Genomic DNA, 15,591 nt, shown 5'->3' with positions numbered 1-15,591 from the left:
TCTACGTCAGCCCCTTAAAAAATTACTCATAAATTTTATCTCATAGGTAGGGACGCCATGCTGGCGTCCGTAAAAAATGAAATGATTTGAAAAATTGTATGGCGGACACTGGCGTGGCGTCCCTCCATTTTCTTTAAATTGTGCATTTGCTACATAATGTCGGATAAAAGCCTAAAGTGCGGTTGATTTTAAAAATATTTTTGTCAATCCTCAGTACCGATACTGACCGATAAAGTATGCAAACAGTTCCTCTCTCAAGGGGAAATATTGATTGATATGACGCAAATTAGCAGTTTGCGAAACTATCGCTATCTTTCCGATACCAAAGGTAATAAATAATGCAATGAAAACCTTAACAGTAAAAATCAAATATCCGAAACTGGGCGAAGAAGTGTCAAACTGGTGGAATAGATTTAATGCGGATTATTTCGAAAATGAAATCACTTATGTAGGAGTGAAATAGAATGTTTATCTCTCAATATAATCCTGATGTGATTGCACGCAATGTAAAACAACTGGGCGATGGCGTAATTGAGGTACGTCGTTATAATGACGGACACATTAGAGCGGATCTCTCTTGGGTGTGGTTTTTATGTACGGTAGGGTTTCTTATTTATGACTACTTTACTACTCAAACTATATTTAGAGATATTCAATGGGCTATCTCTGTCGATTGGGCTTTAGAAGATAATTGGAAATGGCGTACGGAAACTCTTGCAGAATTAGGAAACGAAATACCTGAAAGGTATTATAATGAATACAAAATGGGAATGTTAAATAAGCATTGGGCAAGAATTTATTGGGGCTGGTTCTACATCCTTTTCCTTCTTTTCTGGTTTTTTATGGTTGCCTCCCCAAAATGGCGTCCGGTGCGTTTCGATGCCAAACGGCGTTTAGTATATTTTTGGTCGTGGGGGCAACTGTATATTATGCATTATCCTAAATCCGTACAGCGGGAGCGGGATCAGTTGCTCAATTTTTTAAACCCGGAGTTTTTCACCCCCTGGATTCGCCCGAAACATTTTGGCAGCTTGGTGTTTAATATCCCTCACGAAAACCCCGAGAAAAAACGCCCTCGCCGTGTGCCATTGGGGATTTACCGCCCTGCTTGTGAAGACCAAAATCACGCATTACTGACTTTTATTTTGGACTATCTTGGTAGCGAAAATCCGGACGAAGAATACGGCAAGTTCTTTAAAAAAGAAAAACGCATTGCCAGCGACTACTTCAACTGGTTTTATCAATTTAGCCTGTTCTCACCAATCGGATACAACGAAAAGAAAACCCAAGCCCGCATTCAGGCATGGTTGGATAAGCATTAAAAAATTACTCATAAATTTTATCTCATAGGTAGGGACGCCACGCTGGCGTCCGTAAAAAATGAAATGATTTGAAAAAATTGTATGGCGGACACAGGCGTGGCGTCTCTCCATTTTCTTTAAATTGTGCATTTGCTACATAATGTCGGATAAAAGCCTAAAGTGCGGTTGATTTTGAAAATGTTTTGTCAATCCTCAGTACCGATACTGACCGATAAAGTATGCAAACAGTTCCTCTCTCAAGGGGAAATATTGATTGATATGACGCAAATTAGCAGTTTGCGAAACTATCGTTATATTTCTGATACCAAAGGTAATAATGCAATGAAAACCTTAACAGTAAAAATCAAATATCCGAAACTGGGCGAAGATGTGTCAACTTGGTGGGGCAGATTTAACTCGGATTATTTTGAAAGTGAAATCACTTATGTAGGAGTGAAATAGAATGTTTATATCTCAATATAATCCTGATGTGATTGCCCGCAATGTCAAACAACTGGGCGATGGGGTAATTGAAGTGCGCCGTTATAATGACGGACATATTCGAGCCGATCTCTCTTGGGTATGGTTTTTATGTATGGTAGGGTTTCTTATTTATGATTATCTTACGACCCAAACTATGATCAATGACATAAAATGGGCTATTTCGGTTGATTGGGGATTAGAAGATACTTGGGATTTTTATACAAAAATGCTTCCAGATAAATTATCTATTCCAGGAGCATATGAAACATTTAAAGCAGGAATGATAAAAAAACATTGGTCAAGTTTCTATTGGGGCTGGTTCTATATCCTTTTCCTGTTATTCTGGTTCTTTATGGTTGCCTCGCCAAAATGGCGCCCGGTGCGTTTCGATGCCAAACGGCGTTTAGTGTATTTTTGGTCGTGGGGGCAACTGTATATTATGCATTATCCTAAATCCGTACAGCGGGAGCGGGATCAGTTACTTAATTTTTTAAGCCCGGAGTTTTTCACCCCCTGGATTCGCCCGAAACATTTTGGCAGCTTAGTGTTTAATATCCCTCACGAAAACCCCGAGAAAAAACGCCCTCGCCGTGTACCGTTGGGAATTTACCGCCCCGCTTGTGAAGACCAAAACCATGCCTTGCTGACTTTTATTTTGGATTATCTCGGCAGCGAAAACCCGGACGAAGAATACGGCAAGTTCTTTAAAAAAGAAAAACGCATTGCCAGCGACTATTTTAACTGGTTCTATCAATTTAGCCTGTTCCCGCCAATCGGCTACAACGAAAAGAAAATCCAAGCTCGCATTCAGGCATGGTTGGATAAGCATTAAAAAAACACCGAAAAATCCGACCGCACTTTGAGGAGAAAGAAGTGTGGGAGCGTACTGTGTGTGCCCTATTTGAAATATCAGTTTTGTGTAACTGCCGCATAATATTGAGTAATTTAAAAAAGTACGGTTAAAAACGACCGCACTTTTTTAATGTTTTAGCGAGAAGGAAATATAAAAATTTATTTAATTTTAACGACTATGAGTGAAAAATAAGTTATAGTGCGTGAGCTTTATTAATGTATTACCGAAGTAAACACATTTCTATATTTATAAGAATTATCTAATAATATTAAAACTCATGAGGAGAATTTCGTATGTCTAGTTGGTCGGAAGGTTATGTTAGCGATATAAACTATACTTTTGGTTATTATTCTGAACTCAATCCTAATAATGCCATTGTTCCTTTTTTAATGGCGGGAATTGCGTTACCGGAATCAATTTCAAGCTCTCAATACAACGCTTGTGAGCTTGGGTTTGGGCAGGGGATATCGGTTAATGTGCATGCGACAGCCGGCCATGCGAAATGGTATGCAACGGATTTTAATCCGTCTCAAGCTAATTTTGCCCGTTATCTTTCTGATGTGGCGAATAACGGTGCGTTAATTGCCGATCAAGGCTTTAATGAATTTTGCAAACGTGATGATTTGCCGGAATTTGATTTTATCGGTTTACATGGTATCTGGTCTTGGATTTCTGATGAAAATCGTGCCATTGTTGTGGATTTTATTCGCCGTAAACTCAAAGTCGGGGGCATCTTATATATCAGTTATAATACGTTGCCGGGATGGTCCGCACCGTCGCCGGTACGTCATTTGTTGCTTCAACATCATAATACAATGACTGCACATTCTAATAGTCGCCAACAAAATATTAAAGACAGTATAGAATTTGTAGGAAAAGTGTTTGCTCAAAGTCATAATCTAACGCAAAAATCACCGGAGCTGCTTTCTCGTGTAGATCAACTTAAAAACCATGATCCGCATTATGTTGCCCACGAATATTTGAATAAAGATTGGCAACCGATGTATTTTGCGGATATGCAAAAATGGTTGGAATCGGCCAAATTAACTTTTGCTTGTTCCAGTAATTATTTAGACGATTTTAATGAAACGCTATATAACAAAGAGCAACATGAATTAATGTCAAGTTTTAATGATCCGTCATTTGCTCAAACAGTTAAAGATTTTATCTTAAATAAACAATTCCGCCGGGATTTTTGGGTAAAAGGTGCACGTCGGTTAAATAGCTATGAACAAAAAGAGGAATGGAAAAAATTACGCGTTTTGTTACACACTCCTCGTAAGCAAATTGAAATGAAAGCGTCAAGCCATTTGACTGTTGATTTGAATGGGGATCTATTTAATCCGATATTAGATATACTGCAGGAGCAAAAAATCCATTTAGTTAAAGATATTGTTGATGCATTAAAAGGTCGTTTTAATGAAACAGATATTTTTACTGTTTTGGCTGTTCTTATCGGTAAAAATAATTTGACTGTGGCGCAATCAGAACAAGCAATTGAGCAAGCACGCCCGCATTGTGCCGCATTTAATCGCTATGTATTGGAACAGTCCCGTTCCCCGCAATTCAATATTAACTATCTTGCCAGCCCAATTACCGGCGGTGCATACTCTCTTGATATGATACAACGTTGGTTTTTATTGGCACATATTGAGGGCCTGACGAAGAAAAAACAATTGGATTTTGCTTGGGGGTTATTAAAAGAAAATGGTCTGTTTATGGCAGAAGGCGGAGAAACCCTAAGGGATGATGCGGAAGGAAAAGTGGTAATGGAGAGAGTCTATAATGGGTTTGTAGAAAATCAATTGCCGAATTTAAAATGTTTAGGGATTATCTAAACTAGATAACGCTATAATTTTATTCACGACAAAATACGGCCGGGTATTTTCTGAAAATATCCGGCTTTAAATATGTTCCTAATATAGAAATATTTTATGGAAATTAAATCGGCACCTGAAAGGTGCCGATATTAATATAAGTGCGGTCAAAATTTGATTACTTTTCCGCTTTAGCCGATGTTTCTTTTTTAAATCCAGATTCTACATTGCTCATATCGGGTAACCGGTGGGCAATACCTTTATGACAGTCAATGCAGGTTTTTCCCTCTGTTTTGATTTTCTCGTGCATTTTCGCAGCAACAGGGCGTTGTTCATTGAAATTCATTCGATCCACATTATGACAATTACGACATTCTTGGGAATCGTTGGCTTTCATTCTTGCCCATTCGTTTTCTGCCATTGCTAAACGATGTTGATTAAATTTCTCCAGCGTATCCACTTTGCCGGTGTAATGAGCGTAGACTTCTTTTGCCGCAATGATTTTACGTTTCATCTTCGGACCGAATTCATGCGGTACGTGGCAATCGGGACAGCTTGCTCCCACGCCGGTACGGGTTTGGTAATGCACGCTGTGGAGATATTCGGGATAGGCATCATTCATATGGCAGCTTGCGCAGAATTGTTCGGTATTCGTTTTCTCTAAACCATAATTGAACCCTACCCAAGATAAAATACCGCCGATAAAAGCAAGGCTAATGATTGTTCCCACCGCAAGACGGCTCGGTTTACGAAACCAATGCCAAAAGCGTACGATGAAATTTGTTTTTTTCTCTGACATAATCCTTCCTTCTTAGTTACCGTAACCTTTCATCGGTTTGAAATCATTTGGTACGATAGGATCGACATTTGATTGGGATACGTGGCATTGTAAGCAAAAATAACGGCGTGGCGATGAGCTGGAACCAATGTTTCCGTCGCGATCCATAAAGTGTGTCGGGCTGATTCGGGTTGCGCCGCTTAAACGTGAATTTTCAGGGCTATGGCAGTTTAAGCATTGATTCACATTTTTTGTCACTTGATAATTAGCCACACTATGCGGCACCATTGGGGGTTGGTTCACATAATTTAATGCCGGTAAGTCACTGTTACGTGGTGCAGTGTGAAATGCCGGTGCAATATTTTCCGGCGATTGGGTTAAATCTTTACCGATAGGTTGAACGTCATTTGCCATTAAATAACCGGCAAAAAGTGCGGTCATTAATCCCACTAAAATTTTAGATACCTGATTGGTCATATTAATCACTCCCCTGAATGATCGAAACGAGTTGAAAATTTAAAAACTTTTTCAGCACAAACGTCAATACAACGTCCGCAGCTGATGCAATCTTTAGAAAGTACAAGTAGGCTGTCGTCTTTTTTTCCGTGTAAAGGTGAACGTAGCACTTGTGCTTCCGGACAGACATTATAGCAATCCATACAATTGTCACATTTAGTGCGATCAGTGACTTTAATTCGGAGAATACTTTTGGCACCGATAATGCCGTAAGTGGCACCGATTGGGCATAAATGCCCGCACCAACCGTGTTCGACAACTAACAAATCAAAAAGAAAAATTACCACCATTAACCAAGCTGTCGCGCCAAATCCAAATATAAAAGCGCGCCCTAATGCCGCAACGGGATTAATCCATTCCCACAGTAGCGTTCCGCTTGCAGCACTACCGACTAAAATCATCGCCAAAATACCGTAGCGTAGCCCTCGTGAGAGCTTTGCAGTTTGGCGAATACCTAGCTTACGGCGTAGCCATGCTGCGGTGTCTGTCACGATATTTAGCGGACAGACCCAACCACAAAATACTTTACTCCCCAGCACTGCGTAGCAAAGTACGATAATTACCGCACCGACCAGTGTCAGTTCGTCGGGTAAATGTCCTGTCGCAAGGCTTTCTGCTGTGATTAAAGGATCGCTTAAAGGGATCGTATCAAACAGCAGGCTACCACTGTAATTACCTTTTAAGATCCATATCCCTAAATAAGGGCCGCTTAAAAACATTGCTAGAATGCTTAACTGGCTTAAACGCCGCCAGAATAAAAAGCGGTTGGCATACCATCGGCCCCATTTTTGGCGGGCTTCTCTGCCGGTATGTTTAGGTGCATTTGCTGCCATTATTTGGTTACCTCTAAAATTGGTGCCAAAACAGGTTCTGCCGGCTCGGGTATTGTTGTAGTCTCCGGTGTGCGGGCAGGTAAAGAAATCATATCTTTCGGTGCAAGAGAATGACCGGCTTTTTCCTTTTCTTCCCAACTTAAGCGATAGTGTTTACCCAACATGCCTTTTGCAAGCGCCATCGGTAAAACCTTAATTGCCGCTTCTTCCAACACACAGGCTTGTTCGCATTTGCCACAACCGGTGCAGGCATCGGAATGCACTGTCGGAATGAACAAAGCATGTTTATCCGAACGGGGATTATGTTGTTTTTCCAACGTAATCGCTTTATCAATTAACGGACAAACCCGATAGCATACATCACAACGCAGCCCTTGCCAGTTAAGACAGGTTTCGTGGTCTAATAGCACGGATAATCCCATGCGTGATTCATTAATATCCGTTGCATTGCGATCTAATGCGCCACTTGGACAAGCTTGTGCACACGGAATATCGGGACACATTTCACAGGGTTTATCACGCGCAATGAAATATGGCGTACCTGCTTCTACCGACGACAGTAATGATGCCAGATGCAGCATATCGTAAGGGCAAGCCTGTACACATTGACCGCAACGGATACAAGCTGCAGAAAATGCTTTTGCATCTTGTAATGCAAACGGCGGACGTAACGGCACGCCTTCACGGGCTAAGCTTTGATTTTGTTGTAATCCCAGTAGAATTCCCACTCCAGCAAGACCACCCGCAGTACGGGTAGTCTCTTTTAGAAAACGTCGGCGTTCGGAATTCAGCGTGGTTTTTTTCATTTCCTCTTCAAATTCTCTTCAAATATTGATCGCATTTTGAGTAGGAAATGAATTAATAACGAGTACGCCATATTTCATTTCCTACATTCTAGTGACAAGTGCGGTTAGTTTTTACGTTGTTTTTACGCAGCCTTTTCCACTTTTACCGCACATTTTTTAAAGTCGGTTTCTTTTGAAATCGGGTCTGTTGCATCAAGTGTTAATACATTAGCAAGCTGACCGGCATCAAAGAAAGTGGTATAAACTAAACCGCGAGGCGGTTTGTTACGTCCGCGTGTGTCTAAATAAGAAATCACCTCTCCGCGGCGTGATGAGATTTTGATTTTATCTCCATGACGTAAACCTCGGGCTTGTGCATCTAGCGGGTTCATCCACACTAAGTTATTTGGGAATGAACGATGTAATTCTTGTACCCGACGAGTCATTGTACCGGTGTGCCAGTGTTCGAGAATGCGGCCGGTGGATAACCACAAGTCGTATTCCGCATCCGGTGATTCTGCCGGCGGCTCATAAGGCACGGCAAGGATAATCGCTTTTTTATCCGGATAGCCGTAAAACGCTACGCCTTCGCCTTCTTTTACATAAGGATCGTAACCTTCACGATAACGCCATAAGGTTTCTTTTCCGTCTACTACCGGCCAACGCAAGCCACGGGCTTTATGGTACATATCAAACGGTGCTAAATCATGACCGTGACCCCGACCAAATTCGGCGTATTCTTCAAATAATCCTTTGTGTACGTAATAACCAAAATGCTCTGATTCGTCGTTTAGTTGCCCTTCGGCAAGTTCACTTAATGGGAATTTATCGACTTGTCCGTTTTTGAATAGCACTTCATATAATGTTTTTCCGCGATATTCCGGCATTTGTACAAGCAATTCTTCCGTCCACATTTCATCTGTTGTGAAGTATTTGGCAAATTCCATTAACTGCCACAAGTCGGATTTCGCTTCTCCCGGCGCTTTTACTTGTTGACGCCAGAATTGGGTGCGGCGCTCTGCATTACCGTATGCGCCCTCTTTTTCCACCCACATTGCCGTTGGAAGGATTAAGTCGGCGGATAAAGCGGAAACCGTTGGGTAAGGATCGGATACAATTACGAAGTTGCCTTCTTTACGCCAGCCGGGCAAACGATCCGCATTGATATTTGGCCCCGCTTGCATGTTGTTGTTACACATTTGCCATAATACGTTCATGGTGCCGTCATGCAGTGCACGATCTTGGGCGATGGTATCCAGACCGACTTTTTCGGAAATTGTCCCTTTTGGTAGTTTCCAAATACGTTCTGCCGTTTCACGGTGTTTTGGATTGGTTACTACTAAATCTGCAGGTAAACGGTGTGGGAAAGAACCCACTTCACGAGCAGTACCGCAAGCGGAAGGTTGACCGGTTAAAGAGAACGGACCGCAACCCGGCAGTGAAATTTTACCGGTCAGCAAATGAATGTTATAGATCAGATGATTCGCCCAAACACCGCGGGTGTGTTGGTTAAAGCCCATTGTCCAAAAAGATACGACTTTTTTATTTGGATCGGCATAAAGTTTTGCCAGATTTTCAAGTTGAGCTTTATCTACCCCCGACATTTCTGATACTTTTTCAAGGGTATATTCCGACACTAATTGCTTCAATTCTTCAAATGAGGAATCGTGCATTTTACCTGCGGTTTTACGGTTGGTGTCTTTCTCTAACGGATTTTCAGGACGTAAACCATAACCGATATTGGTTTCACCACGTTTAAATTTGGTATGTTTATTAACAAAATCCCAATTAATCGCATTATTTTGAATGAGATAGTTAATGATGTAGTTCATAATGGCTAAATCGGTTTGCGGGGTAAACACCAAACCGTGATCGGCAAGCTCAAAACTACGATGTTCAAAAGTGGAGAGTACGGCAACTCTCACATCAGGATTCGAAATGCGGCGATCCGTAATACGAGACCACAAGATCGGGTGCATTTCCGCCATATTGGAACCCCAAAGCACAAACGCATCGGCACGTTCAATATCATCATAGCAACCCATTGGTTCATCCATGCCGAAGGTACGCATAAATGCAACAGCCGCAGATGCCATACAGTGACGGGCATTCGGATCAACGTTATTAGATCGGAAACCGGCTTTCCAAAGTTTGTTTTTTGCATAGCCTTCCCAAATGGTCGATTGACCGGAACTGAACATTCCCACTGCATTTTGACCATTTTTCTTAAAGGCTTCTTTGAATTTTTCAGCCATGGTTTTAAAGGCAATATCCCAAGAAACGGGAGTAAAATCCCCATTTTTGTCGTATTTTCCGTTGGTCATACGCAGCATTGGTTGCGTAACGCGATCTTTACCGTACATAATTTTCGGTAAGAAGTAACCTTTAATACAGTTTAAACCGCGGTTTACTTCTGCATCCGGATCGCCTTGTGAAGCAACAACACGTCCATCTTTAGTACCCACCAATACGGCACAGCCGGTACCACAAAAACGGCATACTGCTTTATCCCATTTTATTTCGGATTCTGCCGCAACTACATTTTTGACCGGGATGGTTAATCCCGCAGCCGTTGCCGCTGCCATAGCCGCATTGGCTTTCATAAAGTCTCGACGACTTAAACTCATCACGCTTCTCCCACATTACATGTTGATTTTAAAAATTAAGTTTATATTTTTCGAATTTCACGCCACTAAAGATTGATTAATACACAAAAACGGATTATTTTTTCTTTTCGTCTTGTTCGTGATATATCAGTGAAACATTAACTACGCCGTCAATGTTATTCACGCTTTCCATATTATTAAGCAGAATATGCTGATCATGGGATTGCATCACGACGACCAATTTACCGTTTTTTTCATCAAAAGTGGGTATTTCAGTGTGTTCAATTTCCAAAAGTGCGGTCTGAATTGCCGCCATTTTTTGGGGATTTCCTTGCACGATCAGTCCGACTACATGCCAATCCTGTATATTTTTATCTATTAAATTTTCTTTATTCATTGCATTTTAGATGATTAATTTTTATGGCATTAACCGGACAGTTTTGCAAACAAGCACCACAGCCGTTACAAGTATCTATGTTTACAAAAGGTTGTGCCACACTACCCACTTGGAAATGAAAAGAAATGGAACCCACAGGACAGTTGTCTTGACATGAGCGACATTCAATGCCCAGTTGCGTTAAACAATTCGTATTAATTTCAACTTTATGTGCCCAAGGTCGCTCATTTGAGGGACGGAAAATCGGTCGTTGACAAATTTCAACGCATTTTCTACAAAAAGTACATTCGCTGTTCTCAAACTGAACTTCCGGAAAACCGCCGTCACCTTTCACCAAAATTTTAGTTTCGCAAACTGACAGACAGTCGTCACAGCGCGTACATTGTTCAATAAATTCATTATTGGAGACGGACCATGGTGGTCGAATTCCTTCAAATCCTTGTTTTTGTTCGTTTTCAGTGTGTAATGATGTTAAAAATTTACCTCGTAAAAATTGCCTGCGGGGTAAGTTTTCAACGCTCATTCGGTTTGCCTTTGTGGATAGTTATATGCCTTACTTTGGATAGTGAATTATCCAATTGTGATCGCAATATATAAACTACCAAAAAGAGGTAGATTGATAACGACTTGAGGTTTTGTTGTGTTAGATCAATAAAAGGATATTAGTTATTGATTTTCTTATAAATATTTTATAATGGTGAGTGATGTTTTTTATATTCTTTAGCGGCAAGTGATAAGTTTTAGGAAACTGGAAAAATATATTTAAACTTGTTTAAATAATAATAATTCTTATTGACGGTGGTGGGATAAACTTTTAGAATCGTATCGAATAATAAACCTAGCCCTATGGAGAAAGTCCAATGAAAAAATCCCTTACCACTATTGCGTTATCTCTTTCCGCACTATTTTCAACTTCTGCGTTTGCGGCAGAAGAAGTCAATGTTTATTCTTATCGTCAACCGTACCTGATTGAACCGATGCTCAAAGAATTTGAGAAAGAAACCGGTATTAAAGTTAACGTAATTTTTGCCGATAAAGGTTTGGTTGAACGCGTGAAACAAGAAGGCGAATTAAGCCCGGCAGACGTACTATTAACAGTGGATATTTCACGAGTGATGCAAATCGTAAATGAAGGTCTGGCACAACCGTTTACTTCTAAAATTTTAGATGAAAACATTCCGGCGCAATATCGTGATACTGAAGGGAAGTGGTACGGTTTAACGACACGTGCCCGTGTTATTTATTCTTCAAAAGATCGTGTAGGTAAATTACCTGCGGATTTCAATTATTTTGATTTAGCCAAACCTGAGTTCAAAGGTAAAGTATGCGTACGTTCAGGTAAAAATTCATATAATGTTTCACTTTTTGCCTCAATGATCGAACATTACGGTGAAGCAAAAACTAAAGCCTTTTTGGAAGGTTTAAAAGCGAATCTTGCTCAAAAGCCTCAAGGTGGTGACCGTGATCAAGTCAAGGCAATTAAAGAAGGAATTTGCGATTACTCCCTTGGTAACAGCTATTATTACGGTAAAATGTTAGATGATGAGAAGCAAAAAGCATGGGCTGAAGCGGCAGTGATTAATTTCCCGGCCGGCAAGTACGGTACACATGTTAATATTAGCGGGGTAGCGTTGGCGAAATACGCGCCGAATAAAGCAAATGCAGTAAAATTAGTCGAATATCTAAGCGGTGAAAAAGCCCAAAAACTTTATGCCGAGCTCAATCATGAATATCCGGTGAAACCGGGTGTAGAACCTTCCGAGTTAGTGAAAGGCTGGGGAACATTTACACCGGATACGATAAAATTAGAAACTATCGCTAAAAATTATGAAAAAGCACTAAAATTAGTCGATGAAGTGAAATTTGACGAATTTTAATCGCTAGTATTTCTTATTAAACAAAATAACGGGCTTTGAGCAAGCGATAGATTTTATCTAACATTTGTTGAAGCTCGTTTTGTGTCTAGAATGCATAATCCCGTTTCAAGTCAAATAATTTTTAGGCTATTCGGCAACGTCTGATTTTTTACATTAATATAATTAAATGAAGTACCATCTTTCTTGGAAATTGTCTGCAATTTTGACCGCTCTTTTGGTTTTGCTACCGTTGTTAGCGATTGTTTATCATGCGTCAAGCGGTGAAATGGATAACCTTATTCATTTTTGGAATACCATGCTTGGACATTATGTTATCAACTCTGTTTTATTGGTGGTCGGAACTGTGGCTTTGGCGTTATTTTTTGCGTTGCCTTCAGCTTGGTTGGTTGCCAATTTTCAATTTTGGGGACAACGCACGTTGCAATGGTTACTTTGCCTCCCCCTTGCCATGCCTGCTTATTTGATTGCCTATCTTTACACTGATTTACTTGATTATTCCGGGGGATTTCAGTCTTTACTGCGTGATATTTTTGCTTGGCAGACTCCTAGAGATTACTGGTTTCCGCAAATTCGTACACTTTATGGTGCATGTTTTGTTCTCGCCTTAGTATTGTATCCCTATATTTTTTTGCTTGTACGTGTCGCATTTTTAGAACAATCCGAAAATTTACAACACAGTGCCAAAATGCTTGGCGCCACGCCGAGTCAAATTTTCCGTCGCATTACTTTTCCGCTTATTCGCCCTGCCATTGCGGTAGGGATGGCGTTGGTGGCAATGGAAACGCTGGGTGACTTTGGTACGGTTGCCTATTTTGCCGTGCCGACGCTTACAACGGCAATTTATGACTCTTGGCTCAGCTTCCACGATTTAGGTACGGCAAGCCGTATTTCGATTTTTATGTTGATGATGATTTTCTTATTCATCAGCCTTGAACGGTACAGTCGCCGTAAACAAAAAAGCTATCAACGTGGTTATGAAAAGAAAACACATTTGAAAACCTTAACAGGCTGGCGTAATGCTTTAGCGTTAGCTTGGTGTTGGGGGTTATTGGCTATCGCATTTTTTATTCCCTTCGGTCGATTGATTTTTTGGTCAATTGACTATTTTGAGCAGTCATGGAATTTAGACTTTGTGAAGTTTGCTGCAAATAGTTTGAAAGTATCCTCTATTGCTGCGCTCACAACAGTTTGTGTCGCACTTCTATTGCATTTTGCCCACAGGCTTTCCAAGGAGAATCGGTTATTTAGCAAAATGACCCGATTATCGCTCGGTTTATCCGGTTTTGGTTATGCGATTCCGGGCACTGTGTTGGCTATCGGCTTGCTTTCTCCCCTTACCTTTGCCGATCATCAATTACACGGTTTACTTAAATCATTAGAGTTAAAACCGGTCGGATTGATTTTCTCCGGCTCATTGTTTGCTTTAGTACTGGCTTATACTATTCGTTTTTTGGCTATGGCAATTGGTACTTTGGGGGCTTGTCTTGAACGAATTTCTCCTACGTTGGATATGGCAAGTCAAAGCATGGGGAAAACGGGTGTCGCTATGTTTAAAAATGTTCATGTTCCTTTGATTTCAAAAGGAATGATTACGGCGATATTGATGGTTTTTATTGAAAGTATGAAAGAACTCAATGCATCATTATTACTCCGACCATTTAATTTTGATACCTTAGCTACCTACGTTTTTACTTTTACCTCGGATGAACAGTTGGAGCGCGCTGCCTTGCCCGCTATTGTATTAGTGTTGGTAGGGCTGATTCCCGTGATTTGGCTGACTCGTTCACTAATTTCGCAATCACAAAAAGAGCGTTAAATGAAATTACTTGAAGTTCAGCAACTTAGCTGTCAGTTTGAACAAAATCAGATTTTAAAAAATCTTGAGCTTGAAGTCGCAGAAAATGAAATTGTTTGCTTACTCGGGGCGAGCGGTTGTGGTAAAACAACATTACTTAAAGCGATAGCCGGATTGGTTCCCACTACACAAGGCATAATAAAATTAGCAGGCAGGGTGATTAATCAAATCCCCGTAGAACAACGTAAAATCGGTTTAATTTTTCAGGATTATGCCCTTTTTCCACATCTAACCGTTGCGGATAATATTCAGTTTGGTTTAACTAAATTAGCAAAAAGTGAGCGGCAAACCATTATGCAAAAAATGCTTAACGTGGTGAAGCTAGAGGGATTTGAACAACGTTTTCCTCACGAATTATCAGGCGGGCAGCAACAAAGGGTTGCTATTGCCAGGGCCTTGGCTTGTCAGCCGACCTTGCTTTTACTAGACGAGCCTTTTTCTAACATCGATAGTCAGACAAGATATTCAATGATCCAAGAGATCAAACAGATTCTAAAAAGCCAAAAAGTCCCTGCAATTTTTGTTACGCACAGTAAAGAAGAGGCTTTTGCTTTTGCCGATAAAATTGCGGTAATGGATCAAGGAAGAATTATGCAAATTGGCACCCCAAACCGACTTTATCATCAGCCAATCAACCGTTTTGTTGCTGATTTTCTCGGTAGTACAAACTATTTGTCTTGTGAAATTTATGCTGATCGGCGTTTCAAAAGCCCAATCGGTAGTTATTGTTTGCCTTCTGACACGGAATACGCTGTAGGTCATTATCAATGGCTTCTTCGTCCCGAGCAACTCCTCATTAAACCCGACAATACAGGACAAGGTCAGATTATTAATAAACTTTTTTTAGGGCAATACTATCGTTATCAAATTGCAATAAACGGTATTCATCTTACCGCTTATCACATTGCAGATTTACCTCTGCAATCTGCGGTGAGTATTGAGCTTCATTGTCAAGATTTTATCTTTTTCCCCACTGAATAAAGTATTAAGCTGAAACCAATATATCAATGACAAACTTGATTTTATAGTGAATGCTAGCGTAATCATGTTAGCTGAACAAACCATAAAAAAACAGCATGAAAATAATGTTTTCCCATGCTGTTTTTATTGTGAAAAATTTAAGCTTTTGAGGCTGGGTATTCCCACCAAATATCAAATAATTCACTGATTTCAATTTGTTGTAATCCGTTGGCTTCCAGCCATTTTTTCACGGTTTCACGGTGGCTTTCATCACATTTACCGATTTTCTCTAAGCAAACTAAGCCTTCCCAGTGTAAATAGCCGCTGCCCTCATAAGCCAAGCCGTTTGGTTGAATGACTTCTTCAATAAAACGATCAATCATTTCATCAACGGTTTCGATTGAAGTGCCTTCAGCAAACTGAAAGTTTACAAGAAATCCTAACTCTTGGAATTCCGCAAGATGGAGTTTCTTACGTTGGCGTTGGTTGTAGGATTTAGACATATTGTTCTCCTGTTTTTGTTGGTAGTA

At 40.5% G+C, this 15,591-nt stretch carries 15 protein-coding genes; 7 read left to right on the top strand and 8 right to left on the bottom strand.

The features are described 5' to 3' along the window. Positions 1–464 precede the first annotated feature (464 nt). The 4 genes from BKL51_RS10010 (at position 465) to BKL51_RS09995 (ending at position 4,475) form a co-directional block, all read left to right on the top strand. Positions 465–1,322, top strand: a complete 858-nt coding sequence (locus BKL51_RS10010) for a hypothetical protein (protein ID WP_077466535.1) — start codon at positions 465–467, stop codon at positions 1,320–1,322. Positions 1,323–1,499: 177 nt separating this feature from the next. Then, positions 1,500–1,763, top strand: coding sequence for a hypothetical protein (locus BKL51_RS10005; protein WP_143530594.1), 264 nt, complete (start codon positions 1,500–1,502; stop codon positions 1,761–1,763). A 1-nt stretch (position 1,764) separates the two neighbouring features. After that, positions 1,765–2,616 carry a hypothetical protein gene (locus BKL51_RS10000; protein WP_077466533.1) on the top strand — a complete coding sequence of 284 codons (852 nt, stop codon included), beginning with the start codon at positions 1,765–1,767 and terminating at the stop codon, positions 2,614–2,616. A gap of 314 nt (positions 2,617–2,930) precedes the next feature. Continuing rightward, positions 2,931–4,475, top strand: coding sequence for a class I SAM-dependent methyltransferase (locus BKL51_RS09995; RefSeq protein ID WP_077466532.1), 1,545 nt, complete (start codon positions 2,931–2,933; stop codon positions 4,473–4,475). Between the two features lie 157 nt (positions 4,476–4,632). Here the strand turns inward: BKL51_RS09995 and BKL51_RS09990 are convergent, their stop codons facing one another. The 7 genes from BKL51_RS09990 to napF form a co-directional block, all read right to left on the bottom strand. Beyond that, a complete protein-coding gene (locus BKL51_RS09990) occupies positions 4,633–5,253 on the bottom strand; it encodes a cytochrome c3 family protein (protein WP_077466531.1) in 621 nt (206 codons plus the stop codon). A gap of 12 nt (positions 5,254–5,265) precedes the next feature. After that, positions 5,266–5,709, bottom strand: a complete 444-nt coding sequence (locus BKL51_RS09985) for a nitrate reductase cytochrome c-type subunit (protein ID WP_077466530.1) — start codon at positions 5,707–5,709, stop codon at positions 5,266–5,268. Positions 5,710–5,714: 5 nt separating this feature from the next. Further along, the gene (gene napH / locus BKL51_RS09980; protein WP_077466529.1) at positions 5,715–6,581 is read right to left on the bottom strand and encodes a quinol dehydrogenase ferredoxin subunit NapH; all 867 of its coding nucleotides are present in this window, start codon (positions 6,579–6,581) and stop codon (positions 5,715–5,717) included. Next, positions 6,581–7,387: a ferredoxin-type protein NapG gene (gene napG / locus BKL51_RS09975; protein ID WP_077466528.1), complete on the bottom strand. Its 807-nt coding sequence runs from the start codon at positions 7,385–7,387 to the stop codon at positions 6,581–6,583. The genes napH and napG overlap by 1 nt, the downstream gene beginning before the upstream one ends. A 122-nt stretch (positions 7,388–7,509) precedes the next feature. Continuing rightward, a complete protein-coding gene (gene napA, locus BKL51_RS09970; RefSeq protein ID WP_077466527.1) occupies positions 7,510–9,993 on the bottom strand; it encodes a nitrate reductase catalytic subunit NapA in 2,484 nt (827 codons plus the stop codon). Between the two features lie 94 nt (positions 9,994–10,087). Continuing rightward, positions 10,088–10,369, bottom strand: a complete 282-nt coding sequence (locus BKL51_RS09965; RefSeq protein ID WP_077466526.1) for a chaperone NapD — start codon at positions 10,367–10,369, stop codon at positions 10,088–10,090. Further along, positions 10,362–10,892: a ferredoxin-type protein NapF gene (gene napF, locus BKL51_RS09960; protein WP_077466525.1), complete on the bottom strand. Its 531-nt coding sequence runs from the start codon at positions 10,890–10,892 to the stop codon at positions 10,362–10,364. The genes BKL51_RS09965 and napF overlap by 8 nt, the downstream gene beginning before the upstream one ends. 337 nt (positions 10,893–11,229) lie before the next feature. On the opposite strand from napF, the gene BKL51_RS09955 reads away from it, so the two are divergent. The 3 genes from BKL51_RS09955 (at position 11,230) to BKL51_RS09945 (ending at position 15,082) form a co-directional block, all read left to right on the top strand. Further along, positions 11,230–12,246: a Fe(3+) ABC transporter substrate-binding protein gene (locus tag BKL51_RS09955; RefSeq protein ID WP_077466524.1), complete on the top strand. Its 1,017-nt coding sequence runs from the start codon at positions 11,230–11,232 to the stop codon at positions 12,244–12,246. A 166-nt stretch (positions 12,247–12,412) separates the two neighbouring features. After that, a complete protein-coding gene (locus BKL51_RS09950; protein ID WP_077466523.1) occupies positions 12,413–14,062 on the top strand; it encodes an iron ABC transporter permease in 1,650 nt (549 codons plus the stop codon). Further along, complete coding sequence (locus BKL51_RS09945; protein WP_077466522.1) at positions 14,063–15,082, top strand: ABC transporter ATP-binding protein; 1,020 nt, start codon at positions 14,063–14,065, stop codon at positions 15,080–15,082. It begins immediately after the preceding gene. Positions 15,083–15,219: 137 nt separating this feature from the next. On the opposite strand, the gene BKL51_RS09940 is transcribed toward BKL51_RS09945, so the two are convergent. Then, entirely contained in the window at positions 15,220–15,564 is a 345-nt protein-coding gene (locus BKL51_RS09940; RefSeq protein ID WP_077466521.1) for a YggL family protein, read from the bottom strand. Positions 15,565–15,591 lie beyond the last annotated feature (27 nt).

This window comes from Rodentibacter sp. Ppn85 (assembly GCF_001999335.1).
Classification (GTDB): Bacteria; Pseudomonadota; Gammaproteobacteria; order Enterobacterales; family Pasteurellaceae; genus Rodentibacter.
Note: the sequence above shows the minus strand (reverse complement) of the source record. Positions and strands in the feature narration are given on the sequence as shown.